18 protein-coding genes and 1 pseudogene are annotated in these 26096 nt (G+C 58.4%); 13 read left to right on the top strand and 6 right to left on the bottom strand.

Going from position 1 to position 26096, the window contains the following annotated elements; translation table 11 throughout:
* Positions 1-93: 93 nt before the first annotated feature.
* The gene (locus AC1RQB_RS01850; protein WP_007907790.1) at positions 94-531 is read right to left on the bottom strand and encodes a universal stress protein; all 438 of its coding nucleotides are present in this window, start codon (positions 529-531) and stop codon (positions 94-96) included.
* A gap of 104 nt (positions 532-635) precedes the next feature.
* Here AC1RQB_RS01850 and AC1RQB_RS01845 point away from each other — a divergent pair, with 104 nt between their 5' ends.
* The 7 genes from AC1RQB_RS01845 (at position 636) to AC1RQB_RS01815 (ending at position 9191) form a co-directional block, all read left to right on the top strand.
* Positions 636-1073, top strand: a complete 438-nt coding sequence (locus tag AC1RQB_RS01845; RefSeq protein ID WP_063343045.1) for a hypothetical protein — start codon at positions 636-638, stop codon at positions 1071-1073.
* Between the two features lie 649 nt (positions 1074-1722).
* Positions 1723-3870 (top strand): fatty acid oxidation complex subunit alpha FadB, encoded by a 2148-nt coding sequence (gene fadB / locus AC1RQB_RS01840; protein WP_008073062.1) that lies wholly within the window; start codon positions 1723-1725, stop codon positions 3868-3870.
* A gap of 30 nt (positions 3871-3900) precedes the next feature.
* Complete coding sequence (gene fadA / locus AC1RQB_RS01835) at positions 3901-5076, top strand: acetyl-CoA C-acyltransferase FadA (RefSeq protein WP_008007076.1); 1176 nt, start codon at positions 3901-3903, stop codon at positions 5074-5076.
* 98 nt (positions 5077-5174) lie between these two features.
* Positions 5175-5411 carry a DUF1653 domain-containing protein gene (locus AC1RQB_RS01830; RefSeq protein ID WP_007907781.1) on the top strand — a complete coding sequence of 79 codons (237 nt, stop codon included), beginning with the start codon at positions 5175-5177 and terminating at the stop codon, positions 5409-5411.
* Positions 5412-5525: 114 nt separating this feature from the next.
* Positions 5526-8153 carry a type I DNA topoisomerase gene (topA, locus tag AC1RQB_RS01825; RefSeq protein WP_063343046.1) on the top strand — a complete coding sequence of 876 codons (2628 nt, stop codon included), beginning with the start codon at positions 5526-5528 and terminating at the stop codon, positions 8151-8153.
* 138 nt (positions 8154-8291) lie between these two features.
* Positions 8292-8816 carry a DUF6586 family protein gene (locus AC1RQB_RS01820; protein ID WP_008073064.1) on the top strand — a complete coding sequence of 175 codons (525 nt, stop codon included), beginning with the start codon at positions 8292-8294 and terminating at the stop codon, positions 8814-8816.
* Positions 8817-8957: 141 nt separating this feature from the next.
* Positions 8958-9191: a hypothetical protein gene (locus AC1RQB_RS01815; RefSeq protein WP_007907774.1), complete on the top strand. Its 234-nt coding sequence runs from the start codon at positions 8958-8960 to the stop codon at positions 9189-9191.
* 93 nt (positions 9192-9284) lie between these two features.
* On the opposite strand, the gene sulA is transcribed toward AC1RQB_RS01815, so the two are convergent.
* Complete coding sequence (gene sulA / locus AC1RQB_RS01810; protein WP_063343047.1) at positions 9285-9758, bottom strand: SOS-induced cell division inhibitor SulA; 474 nt, start codon at positions 9756-9758, stop codon at positions 9285-9287.
* A 10-nt stretch (positions 9759-9768) separates the two neighbouring features.
* Entirely contained in the window at positions 9769-10377 is a 609-nt protein-coding gene (gene lexA / locus AC1RQB_RS01805; protein WP_007907770.1) for a transcriptional repressor LexA, read from the bottom strand.
* Between the two features lie 229 nt (positions 10378-10606).
* On the opposite strand from lexA, the gene AC1RQB_RS01800 reads away from it, so the two are divergent.
* From AC1RQB_RS01800 to AC1RQB_RS01785, 4 genes and pseudogenes are all read left to right on the top strand, one after another.
* Entirely contained in the window at positions 10607-11314 is a 708-nt protein-coding gene (locus tag AC1RQB_RS01800) for a TetR/AcrR family transcriptional regulator (RefSeq protein WP_007907768.1), read from the top strand.
* A gap of 170 nt (positions 11315-11484) precedes the next feature.
* Positions 11485-12483, top strand: coding sequence for a beta-N-acetylhexosaminidase (gene nagZ / locus AC1RQB_RS01795; RefSeq protein WP_198537247.1), 999 nt, complete (start codon positions 11485-11487; stop codon positions 12481-12483).
* Between the two features lie 12 nt (positions 12484-12495).
* A pseudogene (locus AC1RQB_RS01790) lies at positions 12496-12621 on the top strand (S-methyl-5'-thioinosine phosphorylase); the annotation flags it as partial.
* A 131-nt stretch (positions 12622-12752) separates the two neighbouring features.
* On the top strand, positions 12753-16058 hold the full coding sequence (locus AC1RQB_RS01785) for a DEAD/DEAH box helicase (protein WP_081235298.1): 3306 nt from the start codon (positions 12753-12755) through the stop codon (positions 16056-16058).
* 144 nt (positions 16059-16202) lie between these two features.
* Here the strand turns inward: AC1RQB_RS01785 and AC1RQB_RS01780 are convergent, their stop codons facing one another.
* Genes AC1RQB_RS01780 through mfd form a run of 3 tightly spaced genes read right to left on the bottom strand, consistent with a single transcriptional unit; the run spans position 16203 to position 22934 of the window.
* On the bottom strand, positions 16203-18893 hold the full coding sequence (locus AC1RQB_RS01780) for a DEAD/DEAH box helicase (protein ID WP_063343050.1): 2691 nt from the start codon (positions 18891-18893) through the stop codon (positions 16203-16205).
* A gap of 5 nt (positions 18894-18898) precedes the next feature.
* Entirely contained in the window at positions 18899-19474 is a 576-nt protein-coding gene (locus AC1RQB_RS01775; RefSeq protein WP_063343051.1) for a CsiV family protein, read from the bottom strand.
* Positions 19475-19484: 10 nt separating this feature from the next.
* Positions 19485-22934, bottom strand: a complete 3450-nt coding sequence (mfd, locus tag AC1RQB_RS01770; protein ID WP_008073071.1) for a transcription-repair coupling factor — start codon at positions 22932-22934, stop codon at positions 19485-19487.
* Between the two features lie 354 nt (positions 22935-23288).
* On the opposite strand from mfd, the gene AC1RQB_RS01765 reads away from it, so the two are divergent.
* Both AC1RQB_RS01765 and AC1RQB_RS01760 read left to right on the top strand, forming a co-directional pair.
* The gene (locus tag AC1RQB_RS01765; protein ID WP_008073072.1) at positions 23289-24752 is read left to right on the top strand and encodes a glyceraldehyde-3-phosphate dehydrogenase; all 1464 of its coding nucleotides are present in this window, start codon (positions 23289-23291) and stop codon (positions 24750-24752) included.
* Between the two features lie 256 nt (positions 24753-25008).
* Positions 25009-25953, top strand: a complete 945-nt coding sequence (locus AC1RQB_RS01760; protein WP_241824507.1) for an FAD:protein FMN transferase — start codon at positions 25009-25011, stop codon at positions 25951-25953.
* Positions 25954-26096 lie beyond the last annotated feature (143 nt).

Raw genomic sequence — 26096 nt, 5'->3', positions numbered from 1 at the left:
GGCTTGCTCGCGAAAGCTGCTTAACATTCAATAAAGATTTCGACTGTCACGCCGCTTTCGCGAGCAAGCCCGCTCCCACATTGTTCCGTGTTGTCAGCTTTTGATCAGGCGCACCGCCAGCACATCGCAAGGCGCGCCGTGCAGTACGTCATTGGCGGTGGAGCCGAGCAATAGCGCCAAGCCGTGTCGGCCATGACTGCCCACCACGATCAGGTCGCACGTTTGCTCCTTGGCGAGGTGGTGAATCTCCTGGCGCGGCTGGCCGTAGGTCAAGTGACTGTATTCCTTGGAGAGTTCCGGGTATTTCACGATCAATCGCTCAAGGCGCTCTTTGGCCTGATCGAATTGTTGCTGTTGCAACTGGGAAAGATCCATCGGCACGTCGCCGCCAAAGGCCATCGCCATCGGTTCGACAATATGCACCAGGGACAGCTTTGCGCCATTGCTCACCGAGAGCTCGCGAGCCCGGTGGATGACAGGATCGCACTCTTCCGTTAGGTCTACAGCGACCAGAATGTGGTTGTAGGGCATGAGGTGCTCCTCCTGAGGATTGCAATATTGGTAAGTATGGCTGGTTTCAAGCGCATTGGTTTCAAAGTGACTCAATGGGCTCATCAAGAATCGGGAGTACAGATATGACGGTCTGGATAGTGGTGTCAATCCTGCTGGTGGTCTTGAGCCCGCTGGCCTGGTTGCGACCCTCTCGTACTCAGAGCGGGCGCATGGCCCTGCGCATGGAGGCGCGGCGCATTGGCCTGGCCATGCAGCTGGCGCCCCAGGAATGGCCGCACTGGCTGAGCGAGGAGCCGCCGAGCCCTTGCGCGCAGTACCATCGGCCGCGCCGTGGCACGCGACCGGCGTGCTGGAGTTACTGGCAGAAGGCGCCGGGCATGTGGGTCAATCAGTGGCAGGAGGTCTGTGAGGATGGGATGCTGCTGAATCATTTCGAAAAATTGCCTGCCAACGTCTACAAGGTCGAAGCAGACAAGCAAATGATTGCCCTGTATTGGGGCGAGAAGGGCGAGGCCGAGGTTTTGCAGCAGATCGATGCCACGCTCAAAGCACTCGCCTGAAACCCGATCTGTAGCAGCTGCCGAGCCTGCGAGGCTGCGTTCGGCGACGAAGTCGTCGTAAACACTGAGGACGCAATCAGCCTGATGTACCGCGGTGTCTGATTTACGACTGCTTCGCAGCCGAACGCAGCCTCGCAGGCTCGGCAGCTGCTACAGCAGGCAATAAAAAGCCCGACATCATCATCGGGCTGAGGTTGGCCAGGCAGGCCGGTAATTCTGTGTGGCTGATCTTACGCTGGACATTCGTCAAAGCGTTCAAATTTTTTCTTCAGGGTCCCGCCAGCGTAGCTTGTTAAACACAGGCTGCCGGTAATTAGGGCGACTTTTCTAACTATTGATTCTATGAATGGCCTCACATGCATGAGCGTGTTGCAGGGCTTCGTGGTACGGAAGTGACCGGAAAGTCGCGTTTCAACCAGTATTTTGGGCGATTGACAATTGCCGGAAATTCCGTGAAGGTGACATACCCAAATCAAACGGGCGTATGAATTGAGCGTTTGTATTACAGATCGCTCCTACAGAATCCCGACTATCGCGTTGGCGGGTGTGCCGGGTGAATTGGCGTAGCATCGACGATAAACGTCCTTGCCGAGCCAGTCGCCTGCGTCCGACGTGTACTGTTCAGCTTCCATATCGTGGAGATCAGTTGATGATTTACGAAGGTAAAGCCATCACGGTTAAGGCTCTTGAAAGTGGCATCGTCGAATTGAAATTCGACCTCAAGGGTGAGTCCGTCAACAAGTTCAACCGTCTTACCCTGAACGAACTGCGTCAGGCCGTAGACACCATCAAGGCAGATGCTTCGATCAAGGGTGTGATCGTCAGCAGTGGCAAGGACGTATTCATCGTCGGCGCCGACATCACCGAATTCGTCGACAACTTCAAGCTGCCGGATGCAGAGCTTGTCGCTGGTAACCTCGAAGCCAACAAGATTTTCAGCGATTTCGAAGACCTCAACGTCCCGACTGTCGCCGCTATCAATGGCATCGCACTGGGTGGCGGTCTGGAGATGTGCCTGGCGGCAGATTTCCGCGTCATGGCCAATACCGCCAAAATCGGTCTGCCGGAAGTCAAGCTGGGCATCTACCCAGGCTTCGGCGGTACTGTGCGTTTGCCGCGCATCATTGGTGCCGACAACGCCATCGAGTGGATTGCCGCGGGTAAGGAAAACCGCGCTGAAGACGCATTGAAGGTCGGTGCCGTCGACGCCGTGGTCGCTCCGGAGAAATTGCAGGAAGCGGCTCTGAACCTGCTCAAGGGCGCCATCTCTGGCGAATTTGACTACAAGGCCAAGCGTCAGCCGAAGCTCGAAAAGCTCAAGCTCAACGCCATCGAACAAATGATGTCGTTCGAAACCGCCAAAGGTTTCGTGGCCGGTCAAGCAGGCCCGAACTATCCGGCACCGGTCGAAGCGATCAAGACCATCCAGAAAGCCGCGAACTTCGGTCGCGACAAGGCACTGGAAGTCGAAGCCGCCGGTTTCGTCAAACTGGCCAAGACCTCTGCCGCGCAGAGCTTGATCGGTCTGTTCCTGAACGATCAGGAGCTGAAGAAAAAGGCCAAGGCCTACGACGAAATCGCCAAAGACGTGAAGCAGGCCGCCGTATTGGGCGCCGGCATCATGGGTGGCGGTATCGCTTATCAGTCGGCCTCCAAAGGTACGCCGATCCTGATGAAAGACATCAACGAGCACGGCATCGAGCAAGGTCTGGCCGAAGCCGCCAAGCTGCTGGTGGGCCGCGTTGATAAAGGTCGCATGACGCCGGCGAAAATGGCCGAAGTGCTCAATGGCATTCGTCCGACCCTGTCCTACGGCGATTTCGGTCACGTCGACCTGGTCGTCGAAGCCGTTGTCGAGAACCCGAAGGTCAAGCAAGCCGTTCTGGCCGAAGTTGAAGACAAGGTCAAAGAGGACACTATCCTCGCGTCCAACACTTCGACCATTTCCATCACCTTGCTGGCCAAAGCCCTCAAGCGTCCGGAAAACTTCGTCGGCATGCATTTCTTCAACCCGGTACACATGATGCCGCTGGTTGAAGTGATCCGTGGCGAGAAGTCCAGCGAAGTGGCCGTTGCCACCACCGTTGCCTACGCCAAGAAAATGGGCAAGAACCCGATCGTCGTCAATGACTGCCCGGGCTTCCTGGTCAACCGCGTACTGTTCCCGTACTTCGGCGGTTTCGCCAAACTGGTCAGCGCCGGCGTGGACTTCGTCCGCATCGACAAGGTCATGGAAAAATTCGGCTGGCCGATGGGCCCGGCCTACCTGATGGACGTGGTCGGCATCGACACCGGTCACCACGGTCGTGACGTTATGGCTGAAGGCTTCCCGGATCGCATGAAAGACGATCGCCGTTCGGCCGTCGACGTGCTCTATGAAGCCAAGCGCCTGGGCCAGAAGAATGGCAAAGGCTTCTACGCCTATGAGACCGACAAGCGCGGCAAGCAGAAGAAAGTCGCCGATCCTTCGGTACTGGAAGTGCTCAAGCCAATCGTGTTCGAACAGCGCGAAGTCACTGACGAAGACATCATCAACTGGATGATGATCCCGCTGTGCCTGGAAACCGTGCGTTGCCTGGAAGACGGCATCGTCGAAACCGCCGCCGAAGCCGACATGGGCCTGGTCTACGGTATTGGTTTCCCTCCATTCCGTGGCGGTGCGCTGCGCTACATCGATTCGATCGGTGTTGCAGAGTTCGTTGCCCTGGCTGACCAGTACGCTGATTTGGGCGCGCTGTACCACCCGACCGCGAAGCTGCGTGCAATGGCCAAAAACGGTCAGAGCTTCTTCGGTTAAGCGCCCACACTAGAGCGAGAGTGAAAGTATATGAGCTTGAATCCTAGAGACGTCGTGATTGTCGACTTCGGTCGTACGCCGATGGGCCGCTCCAAGGGCGGCATGCACCGCAACACCCGTGCCGAAGACATGTCGGCGCACCTGATCAGCAAATTGCTGGAACGCAACGTCAAGGTCGACCCGAGCGAAGTTGAAGACGTGATCTGGGGCTGTGTGAACCAGACCCTGGAACAGGGCTGGAACATCGCCCGCATGGCGTCCCTGATGACGCAGATCCCGCACACCGCGGCCGGCCAGACCGTCAGCCGTCTGTGTGGCTCGTCGATGAGTGCTCTGCACACCGCTGCGCAAGCGATCATGACCGGTAACGGTGACGTGTTCGTGGTTGGTGGCGTCGAGCATATGGGGCACGTGAGCATGATGCACGGTGTCGATCCTAACCCGCACATGTCCCTGTATGCGGCGAAAGCCTCGGGCATGATGGGCCTGACCGCGGAAATGCTCGGCAAAATGCACGGCATTACTCGCGAACAACAGGACGCCTTTGGCGTGCGCTCCCACCAGCTCGCCCACAAGGCGACTCTGGAAGGCAAGTTCAAAGACGAAATCATCCCGATGCAGGGCTACGACGAGAACGGTTTCCTGAAACTGTTCGACTACGACGAAACCATTCGTCCGGAAACCACCCTGGAAAGCCTGGCAGCTCTGAAGCCAGCGTTTAACCCGAAGGGCGGCACCGTGACAGCCGGTACTTCGTCGCAGATCACCGACGGTGCTTCGTGCATGATCGTGATGTCGGCGCAGCGTGCCCAAGACCTGGGCATCCAGCCAATGGCGGTGATTCGTTCGATGGCAGTGGCAGGTGTGGACCCGGCGATCATGGGCTATGGTCCAGTACCGGCAACGCAGAAAGCACTGAAGCGCGCGGGTCTTGGTATCAACGATATCGACTTCTTCGAGCTCAACGAAGCTTTCGCCGCACAGGCGTTGCCAGTGCTGAAAGATTTGAAAGTGCTCGACAAGATGAACGAGAAGGTTAACCTGCACGGCGGCGCGATCGCCCTGGGTCACCCGTTCGGTTGCTCCGGTGCCCGTATCTCCGGCACTTTGCTGAACGTGATGAAGCAGAATGGCGGCACCTTCGGGGTAGCCACCATGTGCATTGGTCTTGGCCAAGGCATCTCCACCGTCTTCGAACGCGTTTAAGCGTTTCGCTGATGGAAGCCGGGGCCAAGTGCCCCGGTTTTTGTTTTTCCGGATTTATTTTGTTTTTATTTTGAAAAAATTTCAGTGAGGGCCAAAGCATGCCGATACAACCTGGGCTCTACGAACATTACAAAGGTCCGCAGTACCGTGTATTCGCTGTTGCGCGGCATTCGGAAACCGAAGAGGAAGTGGTCTTCTACCAAGCCCTGTATGGCGATTACGGCTTTTGGGTGCGCCCCTTGAGCATGTTCCTGGAGTCGGTCGAGGTTGACGGCGAACAGGTGCCACGCTTTGCTTTGGTGCAAGCCGAACCGAGCGTTTTTCCGCAGCCATAAGGGGAGTGCGCGCAGAACCCTGCGCTTGACCTCACCTTGTAGCCACTATATATAGCGGTGCCGCGTCAGGCGCCAACCGCCTTTCACTTCTAGAATTCAGGAATTTTCTGATCCATGGGCAAATCGCTGGTCATTGTGGAATCCCCGGCTAAGGCCAAGACCATCAACAAGTATCTGGGTAACCAATACGTGGTGAAGTCGAGTATCGGCCATATCCGAGACCTGCCCACCAGCGGTTCGGCTAGCGCCAGCAAAGAGCCTGCCGCCAAGCGCGGCAAGGCCGCCGCAGGTGAAGGTCCGGTGCTCACGCCGAAAGAGAAAGCGCGCAAGCAGCTGGTCTCGCGCATGGGTGTCGATCCCGATCATGGCTGGAAAGCCAAGTACGAGATTCTCCCGGGCAAGGAAAAAGTCATCGAAGAGCTGCGCCGGCTCGCCAAAGATGCTGACACCATCTATCTCGCAACCGACTTGGATCGCGAGGGGGAAGCCATTGCCTGGCACCTGCGCGAAGCCATCGGTGGTGACGACAGCCGCTACAAGCGCGTGGTGTTCAACGAAATCACCAAGAAGGCCATCCAGGAAGCCTTCTCCAAACCGGGCGAGCTGGACATCGATCGAGTAAATGCCCAGCAGGCGCGTCGCTTCCTCGACCGCGTGGTGGGTTACATGGTTTCGCCGCTGCTGTGGGCCAAGGTCGCCCGTGGCCTGTCCGCCGGTCGCGTGCAATCGGTTGCCGTGAAGCTGGTGGTCGAGCGTGAGCGTGAAATTCGCGCGTTCAACCCGGAAGAGTACTGGGAAGTCCACGCTGACCTCGGCACCGCCAAGGGCGCGACCGTGCGTTTCGACGTAGCCCGCGAGAAAGGCGAAGCCTTCAAGCCGCTCAACGAAGCCCAGGCCATGGCCGCGCTGGAAAAGCTCAAGGCTTCCAGCTACAGCATCGTCAAGCGCGAAGACAAACCGACCAGCAGCAAGCCGTCGGCACCGTTCATCACTTCCACCCTGCAGCAGGCCGCGAGTAACCGCCTGGGCTTTGGTGTGAAAAAAACCATGATGATGGCCCAGCGTTTGTACGAAGCCGGCTACATCACGTATATGCGTACCGACTCCACCAACCTCTCGGCCGATGCCGTGGCGATGGCGCGTACTTATATTGAAGGCGAGTTCGGCAAGAAGTACCTGCCGGAAAACCCGAACGTCTACAGCAGCAAGGAAGGCGCACAAGAGGCTCACGAAGCGATTCGTCCGTCCGACGCCAATACCGAGCCAAGCAAGCTATCGGGCATGGAACGTGATGCAGAACGGCTCTACGAGCTGATCTGGCGCCAGTTCCTCGCTTGCCAGATGCTGCCGGCGCAATACCTGTCGACCACGGTCACCGTCGGTGCCGGCGACTTCGAGTTGCGTGCCAAGGGCCGCATCCTGAAGTTTGACGGTTACACCCGCGTCATGCCGCAAATTGCCAAGCCTGGCGATGATGATGTGCTGCCGGACATGGCCCAGGGCGACGCGATGAAGCTGATCAAGCTTGATCCGACCCAGCACTTCACCAAGCCACCAGCGCGTTACTCGGAAGCGAGCCTGGTTAAAGAAATGGAAAAACGCGGTATCGGTCGTCCTTCGACCTATGCCGCGATCATTTCGACCATCCAGGATCGCGGCTACGTGGCGCTGCACAACCGTCGTTTCTATTCGGAAAAGATGGGCGACATCGTCACCGAGCGTCTGGCCGAGAGCTTCTCCAATCTCATGGACTACGGCTTCACCGCCGGCATGGAAGAGAACCTTGATGACGTGGCTCAGGGCGAACGCGACTGGAAAAACGTGCTCGACGAGTTCTATGGCGACTTCAAGAAGAAACTCGAAGTAGCCGAAAGTCCCGAAGGTGGCATGCGCGCCAACCAGCCGGTGATGACTGACATTCCGTGCCTGTTGTGCGGTCGTCCGATGCAGATCCGTACTGCTTCGACGGGCGTGTTCCTCGGTTGTTCGGGCTACAGCCTGCCACCGAAAGAGCGCTGCAAAGCCACCGTCAACCTGGTACCGGGCGATGAAATCGCCGCGGACGACGAGGGTGAGTCCGAATCGCTGGTCCTGCGTGGCAAGCATCGCTGCCCGATCTGCAGCACGGCCATGGACGCTTACCTGCTCGACGAGAAGCGCAAGCTGCACATCTGCGGTAACAACCCGGATTGCTCTGGCTACGAGATCGAAGAGGGCACCTATCGCATTAAAGGCTATGAAGGTCCGAGCCTGGAGTGCGACAAGTGCGGCAGCGAGATGCAGCTCAAGACCGGTCGTTTCGGTAAGTTCTTCGGTTGCACCAACGCCACCTGCAAGAACACTCGCAAGCTGCTGAAAAGCGGTGATGCGGCGCCGCCGAAGATGGACCCGGTGAAGATGCCTGAGCTCAAATGCGAAAAGGTCAACGACACCTACATCCTTCGCGACGGTGCTTCCGGCCTGTTCCTGGCGGCCAGCCAGTTCCCGAAAAACCGCGAGACCCGTGCTCCATTGGTCATGGAGATCGTGCCGCACAAGGATGAGATCGATCCGAAGTACCATTTCCTCTGTGAAGCGCCGAAGAAAGATCCGGACGGCCTTCCTTCGGTAATTCGTTACAGTCGCAAGACCAAAGAGCAATACGTGCAGACTGAGGTTGACGGTAAACCGACTGGCTGGAAGGCGTATTACGACGGCGGCAAGTGGACGGTTGAAGACAAGCGTCCATCAGCCAAGGCTTAAAAGGCTGTACGCAAAAGGCCGCATGACAACCCGCGGGTTTTCATGCGGCCTTTTGTTTTGGGCTTGCGGGAAGCTCAGGTGATCCACGACACTGTCTGACCTGCGTGAAGCAATTATTTCGTTGTGGAGGCTGCCGTCATGGCCCACGAACTCTATACCCGTACCAACCAGAAGATTTATTTCGCCGGCCTGTCGCTGGAAGCGCTTGCCAAAGCCGAAGAGGGGCGGGCGATGAACTCCCTCGCGCTGATTCAGGCCGGGCGTGAATCGGCGTTGTTTCACCTGTACGGTGCGCTGTTGGGACTGTGCCATGAAATCGCCGGTTTCTATCGCCTGCCTCAGGCCAATGCGCCGCGGGCAGAGATGCTGCTGACCCGCGAAGTGCTCGAAACCATCGCTATTCCGGAAATGGCCGAGATGGTCGAACTGGCCCAAAACCCTGAAACCTGGCTGGCCAAATTGCTGTCGGCTCATGCCGCACTGTTCCAGCCGCCTCGCGCTCCGCACAAGCCCAAGGGTGATGTGACGCAGCCGCTAATCCAGGCTGTTAATCTGGATGAAGAAGAGGCGCCGGAAGAGCTGAGTCGGGAAGAGCTGGAGAGCTGGCGTCAGAACCTTAAAGGTCTGGCGATTCGGTTTCGCGAAGGGTTGAACGAGTGCTGAAAGATTGAGTGTTTAGGGACGGGTCCGCTCAAGGAAGCGTGATGTCAGAAATTTCTCTTCGTGATGGCATTTGGTCAAGATCCCGAGCGAAGCTTGGCTGATGCCTATATAATCCCCGCCTTTCGTGGAGAACAGACCTTTATGCCAACGTCCTTTCTAGAAATTGTCGAGTTACCAGACGGCCGAATCGAGCTGCGCAGGGCTGAGGACGAGGGTTCTCTGGTTACTTTGGATTTCTCCGAGGATGCCAAGGTTTTCCTGCAAGGCCAGCATGTGGAAGTCGCCAAGGCGATGTTGAGTGTCGGTGTTCAGATGGCAGGACGCCTGGTGGAAGGCGAATTTGATAAGGAAGAGGGGCCACGGGTTCTTCATTGATCCCGCCTGTCGGATTCTTCGAATACCTCTACAGATCGGCTTCTCTATCCTTGGAGAAGCCCCGCGCTGTTCAGCGCGCACAGTGTTTGTCAGTTAACCCAGTCGAATATTCAGACTTTGCGCATCCCCGATACGGGCAGCGCTGATCAACTGTTGCCGCGACGTAGTGCTCAGCGGGTTAAGCCAGCTGACGACCGTATGGCTGCGGCCAAGTCGCAAGGCTTCGCAGGTCAACTGCTGAGCGCTCTGAGTGCCGCGCGGTTGCAGGAGCAAAATGCGCTCACGGTTCAGGCCGGCGTCCCGTAACCAGGCTTGTGTCAGGCTGGCGGGTGGGGCGATGAGTGTCAGCCAGCGTGCATCCTGATCCTGGCTCAGTTCCCGGAGAATCGGTGCCAGAAGGTTCAGGCAGTTCCCGGCCGCGCCGCGCAGTGACAGCTCGCTGAAGACTTCGGGCTCGGTGCTCCAGGGCGATTCGACCACGTCTTTCAGGATCGGCGCCAATGGCTGCGCCATGAACGCCTCGAACAACGGCAATTGGGCTTGCTGTGAAGTATGTGGGAACTGCATAAAGCCTCCTTTAGCGGCGAATCACGCCAACACTCAAGCCTTCGATGACCAGTTCCTGATCTTTCAGGTTGACTTCGATAGGGGCGAATTCAGGGTTTTCGGCAATCAACCAGACCTTGCTGCCGTCGCGCTTGAAGCGCTTGACGGTTACTTCGTCACCGATTCGCGCCACTACGATCTGGCCGTTGCGGGCTTCGCGGGTGGTATGGACGGCCAACAGGTCACCGTCAAAAATGCCGACGTCCTTCATGCTCATGCCATGGACCCGCAGCAGATAGTCAGCGCGGGGATGGAAGAACGAGGGGTTGATGTTGCAGGATTCCTCGATGTGCTGCTGGGCGAGGATCGGCGCACCGGCAGCCACCCGGCCAATGATCGGCAAGCTGGACTCGTCGGCCTTGGCTTCGAAGCCTGGGATGCGGATGCCGCGGGAGGCGCCCGGGGTCATCTCGATCGCCCCCTTGCGAGCCAGCGCCTTGAGGTGTTCTTCCGCCGCATTGGGCGACTTGAAACCCAGTTCCTGAGCGATTTCCGCGCGGGTCGGCGGGTAGCCGTTGTCTTCAAGGCAACGTTTGATGAAGGCCAGAATCTCTGCTTGGCGTGGCGTCAGCTTTAGCATATTGATCGCTCTGTCTTTTTATACAGTGACTGGGATTATATACAGTGAACCGGTCTTGGCAATGCCCCTTTTTTCGCCGGGCGCTGGACGGTCATTTTGCTCGCTGATTGATGCGCTGCTGTTGTATGGTTAAATAGCTGACCGACCATTCCCAAAACGAACCGCCAGACTTGACAAGGCCAAGGCTGAAACGTATGTTTCAAACAAGTGTTTGTCAGGCGGAGTAGCCATGGCCCAGTCGGAAACCGTTGAACGCATTCTCGATGCTGCCGAGCAGTTGTTCGCGGAAAAAGGTTTTGCTGAAACCTCATTGCGTCTGATCACCAGCAAGGCCGGTGTCAATCTGGCGGCGGTGAATTATCACTTCGGCTCGAAGAAGGCGCTGATCCAGGCGGTCTTCTCGCGTTTTCTCGGGCCATTCTGCCTCAGTCTCGATAAAGAGCTGGAGCGCCGTCAGGCCAAGCCCGAGAACAAGCCGACCCTTGAAGAGTTGCTGGAGATTCTGGTCGAGCAAGCTCTGGTGGTGCAGCCACGCAGCGGCAACGACCTGTCCATCTTCATGCGTTTGCTTGGGCTGGCGTTCAGTCAGAGCCAAGGGCACTTGCGTCGTTATCTGGAAGATATGTACGGCAAGGTGTTCCGCCGCTACATGATGCTGGTCAACGAGGCCGCGCCGCGCATTCCCCCGATCGAACTGTTCTGGCGTGTGCACTTCATGCTGGGTGCCGCGGCGTTCAGCATGTCGGGGATCAAGGCCTTGCGTGCGATTGCCGAGACCGACTTCGGCGTCAACACCTCTATCGAACAAGTGATGCGTCTGATGGTGCCGTTCCTGGCCGCTGGCATGCGGGCCGAAACCGGCGTCACCGACACAGCCATGGCCACCGCGCAGTTGCGTCCGCGCAGCAAATCGGCCCCGGTCGCCGCCAAGGTTTAACCGCACACGGGTGGGCGCGGCAGCTGACATCCGCTAAGCTAGCCGCCCATGCCGACTCTCGTTCTGAACCCGCTCCTCATTGAAATCGCCGCCCCGCAGGGCACAGCCCATGGCGGCGAATTCGTGCGAGCCGGGTTTATTGTAATCAAGGAATCTCTATGACTGCTGGCCTGCAAGGCTCGTTGATGGTGGACGTCGCCGGTACCTGGCTGACGGCTGAAGATCGCCAATTGTTGCGCCAGCCCGAAGTGGGCGGCCTGATCATTTTTGCCCGCAACATCGAGCATCCGCGTCAAGTGCGCGAATTGAGCGCTTCGATCCGCGCCATTCGTCCCGATCTGCTGCTGGCGGTGGATCAAGAGGGCGGTCGGGTTCAACGGCTTCGTCAGGGCTTCGTGCGGTTGCCAGCCATGCGCGCCATCGCCGATAACCCGAATGCCGAAGACCTGGCCGAGCAGTGTGGCTGGATCATGGCGACCGAAGTGCTCGCAGTCGGTCTCGACCTGAGCTTCGCCCCCGTGCTGGACCTGGATTACCAGCGCAGTGCGGTGGTTGGCACTCGTTCGTTCGAAGGTGATCCCGAGCGTGCAGCCTTGCTCGCCGGTGCATTTATTCGTGGCATGAATAGCGCGGGAATGGCCGCCACCGGCAAGCATTTCCCGGGTCATGGCTGGGCCGAAGCCGATTCCCACGTCGCGATTCCCAACGATGAGCGCAGCCTCGACGAAATCCGCGCCAACGATCTTGTGCCGTTTGCGCGATTGAGCAAACAACTGGCTGCCGTCATGCCAGCCCACGTTATTTATCCACAAGTCGATTCCCAGCCTGCAGGTTTCTCCCGTCGCTGGTTGCAGGACATCCTGCGCGGCGAGCTGCAGTTCGATGGGGTGATCTTCAGTGATGACCTGTCGATGGCCGGTGCTCACGTGGTTGGCGATGCTGCCAGTCGCATCGAAGCGGCATTGACCGCCGGTTGTGACATGGGCCTGGTGTGCAACGATCGCGCAGCTGCCGAGCTGGCCTTGAGCGCCGCCCAGCGTTTGAAGGTCAAACCTTCGACGCGCATTGCGCGGATGCGCGGGCAGGCGTACGCCAGCACCGAATACCGTCAAGACCCACGCTGGCTGGCGGCCATCGGCGCGCTCAGAGAAGCTCAGTTGATTGATTAAGGACTTCTCGTCATGACGGTTTACGCGATTATCGGTGGCACCGGCCTGACGAAGGCTTGAGCGATTCGTCAGTCATTGGCGGTGGACACGCCTTATGGCGCGCCGTCAGCCGACGTACAGATCGGTGAATATGCCGGGATGGGCACCCGGCCGAAATCGAACAGGCATTGCATGACGGGATGGGCAAGGTGAAGTCGACATTGGCGCGGGTGTTGAAAGTCTAAGACGAAACCCTCCGTAATCCAGTCATTATCAGAAGCGTTGAATTTATGCCGACAATCATTGAGCAACTTCATCAGATGCCGTGGACGGCGGCATTCAGCAATCGTGCGCTGGATAAGGCGCTCAGATACGCCAAAGAGAATCGGGTCAAGATCATCGACTTTGATGATCTGACGGTTAGCGCGACTTGCAAAGGCTCCCAAGGGAATATCTACGAACAGTCCATCGAACTCATTGAATATGATGACGGTGTGTTCATGCTGAATTGCGCCTGCTCATGTCCCGTATTGATGGATTGCAAGCACTGTGCAACGGTCATTTATCATCTGCAAGACCTTCCTGTCGAGTCTAGCGAGAGCGATGCCCCGGTTCGCCTGAACCGTGATCTGGAACGCTGGCTCAATGATATTCCCCGTGAGACGCCAGATCGCGATGGGGCTGTGCAGAGCACCGGCACGTGCTGGGTGTACAAACTCAAAGCCACGTCCACCACAGGCAAGTGGTTACTGGAAATTTGCAAGGCTCGTCAGCTCAAGGATGGCCGATTGCAGGACATCAAATCTGTGTTTTCGCCGTCAGATGCGCTGATGCGAGAGCCGGGCTATCTGACGGAGCTTGACCTGCGCATCGCCAGATTGCTGGTCGCGGTCCACTCCTCCCATTCTTATTACAGCGGATATCCCTTGCAAGGCAGTAGCGGGGCCGAAGTCCTTCAGTTGGCGTTGAAAACTTCGCGCTTGTTTCTCGATTTCGACCAATTGCAGCCCTTGGCACCTGGAGGGGAGAGGTTTGCGCAGTTTGCCTGGGCTGAACAAGGAAACGGCAGTTTCCGTCCGCAGTGGCGTAGTGATGACGCCCCTGAGGAAACGATTCTGGCGCTGGAACCTTTGCATTACCTGGATCGCGAACGGATGGAGGTCGGGCCGCTGCTGAGTGAGCTGGACAACAAACTGGCCAGACACTTGTCATTGGTCCCCGACATCCCGGCGCGGCAGGCAATGCAGTTCAGTCATCGGATGAATGCCGTGACTCGAATAGCACCGCCGCCACACACGTTGACCGAGCGGATCATCGATGATATCGAGCCCCAGGCTTTCCTGACCCTCGCAACAACCAAGCGTTATACAAGCTGGAAATACGAACTGGAGCACCGCGCAGCGCTGGCCTTCACTTACGACGGTCATATGGCCACGGACAAAAAATCCACGGAAGTATCGGTGCTCTCAGGTACCGAAACCCAGCGCATTCAGCGTAAGCTGGCTGCCGAAAAAGTCCTGCGTCAGGCGTTGCAAAAGCAAGGCTTCAAAAAGGCCACGCGAAAAAGTAATGCATTACCCGATAGCGCAGGCGAAATGTTCGACTTGCCGGATGAATCGGCATGGCTCGCTTTTGTGCAGTCCGGAGTACCGGCGCTCAGAGAGGCCAGTTGGCAAGTCAGTATCACTGACGGCTTTCATTTCAATGTGCAGCCCGTAGAGCAATGGTATGCCGATATTGAGGAATCGCCGGGCCGCGAATGGTTCGATCTGCAATTGGGGATTGTAGTCAATGGCGAGCGCCACAGCTTGTTGCCGATTCTGCTGCATTTGTTGCGCAGTCAGCCACAGTTGATGAACCCGGCCGAGCTAGCCCGTCGCGACGATAACGATCAGGTCTTGATCGATCTCAACAGTGGGCAGTTCACCGCGAAACCAGGCACGAAAGTCGCACTGCCTCTCGCACGGGTCAAGCCTTTGATGGCCACGCTCGGCGAGTTGTATTTGAACGTGAACAGCGGCGACTCGTTGCGCTTGAGTGCTCCTGATGCGGCGCGGTTGAGTGAGCTCGAAAGCTTGCCGCTGGTCTGGCAGGGCGGCGAGCGTTTGCGAAGTTTTGCGAAGCGATTGCGCGAGTCCACCCATGCGCATGTTGGTGCTCCGGCAGGCCTCAACGCATCGTTGCGACCTTATCAATTGGAAGGTCTGAACTGGATGCAGGCGCTTCGAGAGCTGGAAGTGGGCGGTATCCTCGGTGACGATATGGGGTTGGGCAAGACCCTGCAAACCCTGAGCCATTTGCTTTGTGAAAAACAGGCGGGACGTCTCGACTGTCCGGCGCTTGCTGTGATGCCCACCAGTCTTATCCCTAACTGGCTCGACGAGGCGGCACGCTTTACCCCGCAACTTAAAGTCCTGGCGCTCCATGGGTCTACGCGACGAAACGATTTTGCAAACCTCGCTGAATACGATCTGGTGTTGACGACTTACGCCCTGCTGCCGCGCGATCTGGAAGTTTTGCAGCCTCAAGTCTGGAGCGTGCTGATTCTCGATGAGGCACAAAACATCAAGAACCCGACGAGTAAAGCCGCTCAGGCGGCCCGGCAATTAGAGGCTCGGCAACGTTTGTGTCTGTCCGGCACCCCGCTGGAAAACCACTTGGGCGAACTGTGGTCGCTGTTTCACTTTTTGCTGCCTGGTTGGCTCGGTGACAGTAAAACCTTCAATCGCGACTATCGCACCCCGATCGAGAAACACGGCAATAGCGAGCGGATGCAACACCTGACAGCTCGGATAAAGCCCTTTCTGCTACGCCGCAAGAAAGAGCAGGTGGCTAGCGAATTGCCGCCCAAAACCGAGATCGTCCATTGGGTCGACCTTAGCGATGGGCAACGAGATGTGTATGAAACCGTGCGCGTGGCGATGGACAAGAAGGTCCGTGATGAAATTGCCCGCAGCGGCGTCGGACGCAGTCAGATCATCATCCTCGACGCTTTGCTCAAATTGCGTCAGGTGTGCTGCGATCTGCGACTGATCAAAATCGCTCTGACGGCAAAAGCCCTTCGCTCTGGTAGTGGAAAACTGGTCAGCTTGATGGAGATGCTCGAAGAGTTGCTCAGTGAGGGGCGCAAGATATTGCTGTTCTCGCAGTTCACCTCGATGCTTGCGTTAATTGAGCGGGAGCTGCAGCAGCGCGGTTTCGGCTATTCGTTGTTGACCGGCGACACCACGGATCGGCGTACGCCGGTAAAAGACTTCCAGAGTGGCAAGGTGCCGTTGTTCCTGATCAGCCTGAAGGCTGGAGGAACCGGCCTCAACCTGACGGCGGCGGATACGGTGATTCACTTCGATCCGTGGTGGAATCCTGCGGTGGAAAACCAGGCGACCGACCGAGCCTACAGAATTGGTCAAGACAAGCCGGTATTCGTCTACAAGATGATTGCCCGCGGTACGGTCGAAGAAAAAATACAGGCACTGCAACAGGAAAAGGCTGCATTGACCGGGGCTGTACTCGAAGGTGGAGCGAGTGGGGGATGGAAGCTCGAGCAGAGTGATATTGAGGCGCTGTTTGCGCCATTGCCTGATCCCAAATCCTGATAGCTGATCTCTTCAGTGGGGCCCGCCGTGATGCCTTCGCGGGCAAGCCTCGCTCCTACACATTTTATGTTGATCACACCATTGTGACCGCACACATTTCTGTAGGAGCGAGGCTTGCCCGCGAAGGCGATCTACCTATCGCTGCTACTTATCAATTTTTTCCGGCAACGGCGCAAACAGCGCCTCGATATCATCGCTCTGCAACTTCCAGTCCCCGGTCTTGCGCCCATCCAGCACGCCTGCGGCCAGATCGGATTTTTCCTTCTGCAGATGCTGAATTTTCTCTTCCACCGTGCCCCTGGCGATCATCTTGTAGACGAATACCGGCTTCTCCTGACCAATGCGATACGCACGATCAGTCGCCTGATTTTCCGTCGCCGGGTTCCACCAGGGATCGTAGTGAATCACCGTATCGGCTTCGGTCAGGTTCAGCCCCACACCGCCGGCCTTCAAGCTGATCAGAAAGATCTGACGTTTGCCGCTCTGGAATTCCTTCACTGGCGTGCGTCGGTCGCGGGTCTGGCCGGTCAGGATTACATAAGCCACGCCACGTTTTTTCAGCTCATCCTCGATCAGCGACAGCATTGAGGTGAACTGCGAAAACAGCAGAATCCGCCGACCTTCTTCGAACAACTCCTCCAGCATTTCCATCAGGCTATCGAGCTTGCCGGAGGTGCTACCGCGCGAGGGCAGGGCAGCATCGTTGACCAGGCGTAAATCGCAGCACACCTGACGCAGCTTCAGCAGGGCTTCAAGAATGATGATCTGGCTGCGCGCCACGCCCTTGCGGGTGATCTCGTCGCGGACTTTCTTGTCCATGGCCAGGCGCATGGTTTCGTATACGTCGCGCTGGGCTTCGTTGAGTTCGACCCAATGGATGATCTCGGTTTTCGGCGGCAGTTCGGTGGCCACCTGTTCCTTGGTCCTGCGCAGCAGGAACGGTTTTATCCGACCGTTGAGGTGCTGAAGTCTTACGTCGCTGGCACGCTTTTCTATCGGTACGCGGTAATCGCGGTTGAAGCTTTTCACGTCACCGAGCCAGCCGGGCAGCAGGAAGTGGAACAGCGACCACAGCTCACCGAGGTGATTTTCCAGTGGCGTGCCACTCAGGCACAGGCGCTGGCGAGCATTCAGCTCGCGGGCGGCGTGGGCGGCCTTGCTGTTGGGGTTCTTGATGTACTGTGCTTCATCCAGCACCAATACGTGCAACGGCTGCGCGGCGAGGCGTTCGACGTCCTTGGGCAGCAGCGCATAAGTGGTCAGAATCAGGTCGTAGTCGGCCAGGTCGCCGAAGTGCTTCTTGCGACTGGCGCCGTACAGCGCCAGCACTTTGAGCTGAGGCGTGAAATGCGCGGCTTCGTCGAGCCAGTTGGGGATCAGGCTGGTGGGCATGACTACCATGCACGGCCGATCGAGGCGCCCGGCATTCTTCTCGCTGAGAATGTGTGCCAGGGTCTGTAGGGTTTTGCCCAGCCCCATGTCATCCGCGAGAATCCCGCCGACTTCCAGTTGCCGCAACGACCGCATCCAGCTCAGGCCTTCCAGCTGATACGGGCGCAAGGTGGCATTCAACCCTTCGGGTGCCACTGCGGTGTGGTCTTTGATGTCGCGCAGGCGCTGGGCAAAGGTGCGGATCTGCTCGCCACCTTCCCAGAGCAGCGGCAGGCCTTCCAGCGGATTCAGGCGCGTGGCGTCGGCCTTGCTCAGGCGCAGCGTGGTTTCGCCGGGCTCTTGCAGGTAAAACTCGCCGAGAGTGGCCAGCACCGGTTTCAAGCGGCCGAAGGGCAGGGCGACCTGCAGCGGGCCTTGGTCGGTGCTGCGGCGCTGCGGGATGTTCACCAGAATCAATTCGTCGTCGCGGCGTCGGGCGAGGCGTTCCGGGTTGAGAAGCTCGGTATGGGAGCGCATCAGGTTTAACAGGATCGGCAACAGGCTCAGCCGTTCGCCGTTGACGATGATCCCCAATTCCAGGTCGAACCAGTCGCGCTCCGGTGCCTGCTCGACGGTGGCGTACCAGTCTTCAACTGCGGTCAGGTCGAAGCCGAAGTCCTCGTCGATCTGCAGCTCCCAGCCCTGGGTGCGCAGCTTCGGCAGCTCGTTGAGGGTGAAGGTCAGCCAGGCGCTGTCGTTGACCATCTCATAGAGTTCGCCGGCACTTTCGGGCAAGGCCTTGCTTTGTCGGGTGGCGATCTTGAAACCGAGGATTCGCAGCTGTTCCCTGTAGGCCTGTTCGACTTCCGGGTGACGTTTTATCCGCAGCGTCTGCGTCTCCTGGCGGATCAGGATGTCAGTGTTTTTCTGTCCGCTGACGTATTCATCCAGATAGCTGAAGGACAGCGCCGCGCGATGCTGGATGTAACGCTGCATCTTGCCGTTGCGTGGTTCAAAGGCACTGAACTCGATACTTGCCAGCCACAGGCGCGGCACCGGTTGCACGTTGTCCACCAACACTTGCGGCGGCGCTTTCGGGCTACGGTTTTCCAGTACGGCCTGAAGTTTTTCCAGCAGTTCGGCGTCTTTGGCAGCCGCTGGGTAGGCGAGGGTTTCCTGCACTTGCAGCAACACCGCCGCGCAATGTTTGCAGTTGCTATGAACCGGGCAGGTGCACGTGGCGTCGATCATCAGCAAGGTGCCTTTGGCCGACTCGCGCAGGCGAATGGTCTGACGGTAAACGTTGCCGCCAGAGCCTTCGCAACTGGCGGTGATGGTGGCGTCGCCGACTTCGACGATCCTGACGCGGTTTTCCAGCGCGTAGCGGCGGCCACGCTCCAGGCTCTGTTCCTTGAATCGGCTGACCCAGGATGTTGCCAGGGGTTTGCTCAGGGTCGGGGGCACGTCAATTAGTCCGGAACGACTTCTGGAGCTTCCCGTGGTGCGGGGGCTGTCAGCGAGGTGATCTTGATCAGCAGGCCGAGGTGGCCGTTGTCGAGGAAGTTCAACTGGCCGTTCTTGGTGTGGCTTTCCTGCTTCAGGCGTTCGCTGGCGGTGACCAGGCCGTTGGCGTCAATCTGATTGACCCAGAAGTCGGCGTCGACGTCGGTGAAGCGCCCCAGTTTCAGGCTCAGAGTGCCTTCGATCGGGAACTGGCCAAACTGTTCCTTGCCCTCGCTGATCGCCACTTTGCTGGCTTCTTCACCCAGGTGCTGTTGCCAGGCCTTGTGCAGCAACACCGTGTAGTTGTTGCTGGCGCTGAGCTTTTCCACTTCGGCGTTCAGGCTTGGTGTGCGAAAGCTGTCGGGGCTGATGCGTTGGGCGCCGGCATCCCAGTCTTCCGGCGCGGCGCGGCTGACGATGGCGGGCACGGCGTTTTGCCGCACCAGAATCATTTCAACCTGATACAGATCATCGGCAAACGCCGTCGAGGCGAACGGCGAAAACAACGATATCAACAAGGTCAGTGAGCGAAACAGGCGCATGCGGCGTCCTTCAAGCAGTGGTCGGAATGAGGCGCTCGAATAGCGCCTCTACAGTATTAAAACGTTCTTCCGGGCGCTCCATCGGTACCTGGAATTTGAACATCGTGGCGCCTTCGAATTTGTAGCGTTTGGGCTGGCTCTGGATCAGTTTGATCAGCGTCAGCGGGTCGACCGGAGTCTGGGTCGCGAACTCGATACGACCGCCTTGCGGGCCGCCGTCGACTTTCTTGATGCCCAGCTGTTCGGCCTGCAATTTCAACGCCGTAATCCGCACCAGGTTCTTGGTCGGCTCCGGCAGCAGGCCGAAACGGTCGATCATCTCCACTTGCAGGTCCTTGAGGCCTTCCTCGTCGGTGGCCGAGGCAATGCGTTTGTAGAGAATCAGTCGCGCGTGAACATCCGGCAGATAGTCCTCGGGAATCAGTGCCGGTACACGCAGATTGACTTCCGGACCGCCGCCCAGCGGTTGGTCGAGGTTCGGCTGTTCGCCCTTGCGGATCGACTTCACCGCGCGCTCGAGCATTTCCATGTACAGCGTGAAACCGACGGCCTGGATCTGCCCGCTCTGACCGTCGCCCAGCAGTTCGCCGGCACCGCGGATTTCCAGATCGTTGGTCGCGAGCACGAAGCCCGCGCCGAGGTCTTGGGTGTTGGCGATCGCTTCCAGGCGCTTTTCTGCGTCGGGAGTGATCTGCTGGCGCGGCGGTGTCAGCAGGTAAGCATACGCCTGGTGGTGGCTGCGACCGACGCGGCCACGCAACTGGTGCAACTGCGCCAGGCCGAACTTGTCGGCACGCTCGATGATGATGGTGTTGGCGCTCGGCACGTCAATGCCGGTCTCGATGATGGTCGAGGCGATCAGCACGTTGAAGCGCTTGTGGTAGAAGTCGCTCATCACTTGTTCGAGATCGCGTTCACGCATCTGCCCGTGGCCGATGCCGATTCGTGCTTCGGGCACCAGTTCGGCGAGGTCGGCGGCGCATTTTTCGATGGTCTTCACGTCGTTGTGCAGGTAGTAGACCTGGCCGCCACGCAGCAACTCGCGGAGCAGGGCTTCCTTGACCGTGCTCTTGTTCTGCTCCATGACGAAGGTACGCACCGACAGGCGACGAGCCGGCGGCGTGGCGATGATCGACAGGTCGCGCATGCCCGACACCGCCATGTTCAACGTGCGCGGAATCGGCGTGGCGGTCAGCGTCAGGATGTCGACTTCACTGCGCAGCGCCTTGAGCTGTTCTTTCTGACGGACACCGAAACGGTGTTCTTCGTCGATGATCACCAGCCCGAGGTTTTTGATCTTCACGTCGTCTTGCAGCAGCTTGTGTGTGCCGATGACGATGTCGATCTTGCCTTCGGCCAGGTCCGCGACCGCGGCGTTGACTTCCTTGGCCGACTTGAAGCGGCTCATCACTTCCACGCTCACCGGCCAGTCGGCGAAGCGGTCGCGGAAGCTGTTGTAATGTTGCTGGGCGAGCAGGGTGGTCGGCACCAGAATCGCCACCTGACGACCGCCATGTACCGCAATGAACGCCGCGCGCATCGCCACTTCGGTCTTGCCGAAACCGACGTCGCCGCAGACCAGGCGATCCATCGGTTTTGGGGCGAGCATGTCGGCGCGCACCGCTTCGATGGTGGTTTGCTGGTCCGGGGTTTCTTCGAACGGGAAACCGGCGCTGAAGGTCGCGTAATCGGCTTTCGGGTCGGCGAAGGCATAACCTTCGCGAGCGGCGCGGCGGGCATAGATGTCGAGCAACTCGGCGGCCACATCGCGCACCTGTTCGGCGGCTTTGCGCTTGGCTTTCTGCCAGGTCTCGGAGCCGAGGCGGTGCAGCGGCGCCAGGGCATCGTCGCTGCCGGTGTAGCGGGCGATCAAGTGCAGGTTGGCTACCGGGACGTACAGCTTGGCGTTCTCGGCATATTCAAGGGTCAGGAATTCGGCGGCTTGATTGTCGATTTCCAGGATCGTCAGCCCCAGATAGCGGCCGACACCATGATCGATGTGCACCACCGGCGCGCCTTCGCGTAGTTCGGTGAGGTTTTTGATCACTGCATCGTTGTTGGCGTCAGCGCGTTTCTCGCGACGGCGACGCTGCATCACGCGCTGACCGAACAACGGGCTTTCAGCGACCAGGGCCAGGGCTGGATCGTCCAGCAACAGACCTTCGTCGAGCGGTGCGATGGTGATCGCCAAGCGCTCCTTGCTGGCGACAAAGTCTGGCCAGCTGTCGACGGTTTTCGGCCGCAGCTTCAGGCGTTCCAGCAATTCCAGCAGCACTTCACGACGGCCCGCGGACTCGGCGGTAAACAGCACGCGGCCAGGGAATTCGTCAAGGAAACCGGCCAGCGCCGCCAACGGCTGAGTGGCCTTGGCTTCGATGGCCAGGTTCGGCAGTGGCTGAGCCGGGAAGCGTTCGCGACCGACACCGGTTTCCACGTCCTGTTGACTGGCAACCACACGAGGCCAGCTCTTCAGGCGGGCAAAGCAATCTTCCACGGGCAAGAACAGCTCGGCCGGTGGCAACAAAGGACGGGATGGGTCGACGCGGCGCTCTTCGTAACGATTACGCACGTCGTTCCAGAAATTCTCCGCCGCCTGTTCGATGCCCGGCAAAGAGAACACTTGCGTGTCCTGAGGCAGGTAATCGAACAGGGTGGAGGTTTCGTCGAAGAACAACGGCAAGTAGTACTCGATACCCGCCGGTGTAATCCCGCTGCTCAAATCCTGAAAGATCGGGCAGCGACGGAAGTCGACATCGAAGCGCTCGCGAAAGCGCGCCTTGAAACGGGTGACCGCGTCCTTTTGCAGCGGGAACTCCCGCGCCGGCAGCAGGCGAACAGTGTCCACCTTGTCGATTGAGCGCTGGTTTTCCGGATCGAAGGTACGCAGGGTTTCGATTTCGTCGTCGAACAGATCGATGCGGAAGGGCAGTTTGCTGCCCATCGGGAACAGATCGATCAGCGAGCCGCGCACGGTGAATTCGCCGTGCTCATAAACTGTATCGACGTAACGATAGCCGCTGGCCTCAAGCCGGGTGCGCATTTGCTCGACGTCGAGCTTCTGGCCGACGTCCAGCACCAGGCTGCTGCCCAGCAAAAATTTGGTCGGCGCCAGGCGGTGCAGGGCCGTGGTGATCGGCACGACCAGCACGCCATGCTCCAGCTCCGGCAACCGATAAAGGCTGGAGATGCGCTGAGAGATGATGTCCTGATGTGGCGAGAACAGATCGTAGGGCAGGGTTTCCCAGTCGGGGAAATGCAGAACAGGCAAATCCGGGGCGAAGAAACTCAGCTCCTGTTCCAGCCGTTCGGCACTCTGGCTGTCGGCGGTCAGTAGCAGGGTAAAGCGCTTGGCAGCGCTGGCGGCCTCGGCAATGGCCAGGCTCAGGGCGGCACCGGGCAGGTTGCCCCAGTGCTGTTTACCTGCCGCGGCAGGGAGAAGCGGTAGACGCAGAACGGGCACGGAAGGTTGAGCTCCAAGCGTTGCGACAAAGTCGACAATTGTAACGGCCTCAGGTGCCGGCTGTCAGTTGCAGACTGTGTCTATATGCACAAGCTGGGTGAAATGTAGTGGTAATGACAAAAACTGGCGGTTTGACACTGAAAATGTAGTGCCAAAACCGCTCAGTGTTACGGAGGGTTACGGACACGGCAATGTTGTCGTCGGAAAATTGACTGTGCTGAAAGCCCCGGTTTTACTGGGCTGGCGCGGGGCGTAATTTTTTTGAACAGGATTTTGTTACCGCTTGTGCGACAGGCGCGCATTGCTACGGGAGGCACTCGGCGGCATAATGTAGCCCCTTTTTTCTGCCCCTACATGTGGAAGGTTACCGTGACTCAGAAGCCCGACCAGTGTCTTGGTGAATGGATCGACCGTGAAGCACTCGCAGAAGCGATGATTCCGCTTATCGGTCAGCTCTACCGCAATAACAACGTGGTGAGCTCGATCTATGGCCGCAGTCTGATCAACCAGTCTGTCATCGCGATTCTCAAAGCTCACCGCTTTGCTCGCCATCGCCAGTCCGATGACAGCGAATTGTCCGTCCACGAAACATTCCCTCTGCTCAAGGCAATGAGCGAGCTCAAGCTCGGCGCTGCTTCGGTAGATCTGGGCAAGCTGGCTGTCAAATTCAAAGCCGAAGGTAATGGCCGTACCGCCGAAGCGTTCGTCCGTGACGAGCTGGCCGATGTGGTCGGCAAGCAGAATGGTTCCGGCCGTACCGGCACCGACGTTGTCCTGTATGGCTTCGGTCGTATCGGTCGTCTGCTGGCGCGCATCCTGATCGAGAAAACCGGTGGTGGCGATGGCCTGCGTCTGCGCGCCATCGTTGTCCGCAAGGGCGCCGAGAACGATCTGGTCAAGCGTGCCAGCCTGCTGCGTCGCGACTCGGTGCATGGTTCGTTCAATGGCACCATCACCATTGATGAAGCCAATAACACCATCACCGCCAACGGCAACCTGATCCAGGTTATCTACGCGAAGAACCCGACTGAAGTGGACTACACCCAGTACGGCATCAAAAACGCGCTGCTGGTGGACAACACCGGTGTATGGCGTGACGCCGATGGCCTGGGTCAGCACCTGTCTTGCCCGGGTATCGACCGCGTTGTTCTGACCGCGCCTGGCAAAGGCAAGCTGAAGAACATCGTTCACGGCATCAACCACGGTGAAATCACCGCTGACGACAAGATCGTGTCCGCCGCTTCCTGCACCACCAACGCCATCGTGCCGGTGCTGAAAGCTGTGAATGACAAGTTCGGCATCATCAACGGTCACGTCGAAACTGTTCACTCGTACACCAACGACCAGAACCTGATCGACAACTTCCACAAGGGTGATCGCCGTGGTCGTAGCGCCGCGCTGAACATGGTTATCACCGAGACTGGTGCTGCCACCGCTGCTGCCAAGGCGCTGCCTGAGCTGGCCGGCAAGCTGACCGGTAACGCGATCCGTGTTCCGACGCCGAACGTGTCGATGGCCATTCTCAACCTGAACCTTGAGAAAGCCGCCACCCGTGAAGAGATGAACGAGTACCTGCGCTACATGGCGCTGCACTCCGATCTGCACAAGCAAATCGACTACGTCAATTCGCAGGAAGTGGTTTCCACCGACTTCGTTGGCTCGCGCCACGCAGGTGTTGTGGACGCTGAAGCGACCATCGTTCAGGACAACCGCGTTGTTCTGTACGTCTGGTACGACAACGAGTTCGGTTACAGTTGCCAGGTCGTTCGCGTGATGGAAGACATGGCCGGTGTAAACCCGCCAGCGTTCCCGCGCTAAGCCTTAGCCGCACATGAAAGCGCCCCGACTTTGGTCGGGGCGTTTTTGTTTGTGGGTGATCCGGTAGGAGCGAGGCTTGCCCGCGAAGGCGATTTGCCTGGCACATTGCTTTCGCGGGCAAGCCTCGCTTCTACAAGGGGTGCATAATGGCCAGTCTTGGCGTGGTTTCAAGGAGGGGCTGGGTTTGTTGACATGGCGATGGTGCAGTGTTGTTGTCCTGATAGGCGCCTTGACCGGCTGCGGCAATGGCGATTCGATGGAGAGTTTCGGCGGCCCGACCATGGGCAGCAGCTATTCGATCAAGTACGTGCGCCGTGCCCATCTTCCCGCTCCGGCAGAAGTCCGCATCCAGGTTGAAAAAATCCTCGCTGAAGTCGATCAGCAACTGTCGACCTATCGCAGCGACTCCGACATTGAACGCTTCAATAATTTGCCCGCTAACCACTGTCAGACAATGCCCGCGCCAATCCTCGAACTGGTCCGCGTCGGCGAGCGACTGTCTTCGCTAAGTGAAGGCTCCTTCGACCTGACGGTGGAGCCGCTGCTCAACCTCTGGGGGTTCGGGCCGCAAGCGCGAGAGGAAAAAGTGCCGAGTGCCGAGGCGCTCGCCGAGGTGCAGCAACGCGTCGGCCACAACCATTTGCGCATCGACGGTGATCAGTTGTGCAAGGACGTGGCAGTCGAGCTCGACTTCAACAGCATCGCGGCCGGTTACGCGGTCGATACGATTGCCGCGAAACTCGAAGCAATGGGTATCCACAGTTACCTGACTGAAGTCACTGGCGAGCTAAAGGCCGCCGGCAAAAAACTCGATGGCTCGCCTTGGCGCATCGCCCTGGAAGAACCCCGAGACGATCAGCAAGTCGTGCAAAAAATCATCGCCATCGACGGCTATGGCGTGTCCACCTCCGGTGACTACCGTAATTATTTCGAGCAGGGTGGCCAGCGCTATTCCCACACCTTCGATGCCCGCAGCGGTGCACCCGTCCTGCACACCCTGGCGTCAGTCACAGTCATTCATCCTTCAGCGTTAATGGCCGATGGCCTATCGACGCTGTTGCTGATTCTCGGTCCTGAACGGGGTTGGGACTATGCCCAAACTCATGACATAGGTGCATTCTTTGTGATTCGTGCCGATACAGGTTTCGTCACACGCACCAGTCAGGCTTTTGAGCGCCTGGTGGGTGAGAAAACCAAGTGATTGCGGCATCAAAAGTGTTTTTGATGGTGTTGTAGTGCAGGCAAAACTAGCCTACGACGCGACCAAGGGTTAATGTGCCCGGCGTTGACGCTTCTATAGACTGTGTCCGGGTTCTGCACTGGCCCCAAATTGTTCCTTCACGC

It is taken from the genome of Pseudomonas sp. GW822-FHT02E03, assembly GCF_058802325.1.
Note: the sequence above shows the minus strand (reverse complement) of the source record. Positions and strands in the feature narration are given on the sequence as shown.

Bases quoted from the DNA above. Each gene is read 5' to 3' on its own strand.
- AC1RQB_RS01850 (WP_007907790.1), bottom strand. From the start codon at position 531: ATGCCCTACAACCACATTCTGGTCGCTGTAGACCTAACGGAAGAGTGC.
- AC1RQB_RS01845 (WP_063343045.1), top strand. From the start codon at position 636: ATGACGGTCTGGATAGTGGTGTCAATCCTGCTGGTGGTCTTGAGCCCG.
- fadB (WP_008073062.1), top strand. From the start codon at position 1,723: ATGATTTACGAAGGTAAAGCCATCACGGTTAAGGCTCTTGAAAGTGGC.
- fadA (WP_008007076.1), top strand. From the start codon at position 3,901: ATGAGCTTGAATCCTAGAGACGTCGTGATTGTCGACTTCGGTCGTACG.
- AC1RQB_RS01830 (WP_007907781.1), top strand. From the start codon at position 5,175: ATGCCGATACAACCTGGGCTCTACGAACATTACAAAGGTCCGCAGTAC.
- topA (WP_063343046.1), top strand. From the start codon at position 5,526: ATGGGCAAATCGCTGGTCATTGTGGAATCCCCGGCTAAGGCCAAGACC.
- AC1RQB_RS01820 (WP_008073064.1), top strand. From the start codon at position 8,292: ATGGCCCACGAACTCTATACCCGTACCAACCAGAAGATTTATTTCGCC.
- AC1RQB_RS01815 (WP_007907774.1), top strand. From the start codon at position 8,958: ATGCCAACGTCCTTTCTAGAAATTGTCGAGTTACCAGACGGCCGAATC.
- sulA (WP_063343047.1), bottom strand. From the start codon at position 9,758: ATGCAGTTCCCACATACTTCACAGCAAGCCCAATTGCCGTTGTTCGAG.
- lexA (WP_007907770.1), bottom strand. From the start codon at position 10,377: ATGCTAAAGCTGACGCCACGCCAAGCAGAGATTCTGGCCTTCATCAAA.
- AC1RQB_RS01800 (WP_007907768.1), top strand. From the start codon at position 10,607: ATGGCCCAGTCGGAAACCGTTGAACGCATTCTCGATGCTGCCGAGCAG.
- AC1RQB_RS01785 (WP_081235298.1), top strand. From the start codon at position 12,753: ATGCCGACAATCATTGAGCAACTTCATCAGATGCCGTGGACGGCGGCA.
- AC1RQB_RS01775 (WP_063343051.1), bottom strand. From the start codon at position 19,474: ATGCGCCTGTTTCGCTCACTGACCTTGTTGATATCGTTGTTTTCGCCG.
- AC1RQB_RS01765 (WP_008073072.1), top strand. From the start codon at position 23,289: ATGTGGAAGGTTACCGTGACTCAGAAGCCCGACCAGTGTCTTGGTGAA.
- AC1RQB_RS01760 (WP_241824507.1), top strand. From the start codon at position 25,009: ATGGAGAGTTTCGGCGGCCCGACCATGGGCAGCAGCTATTCGATCAAG.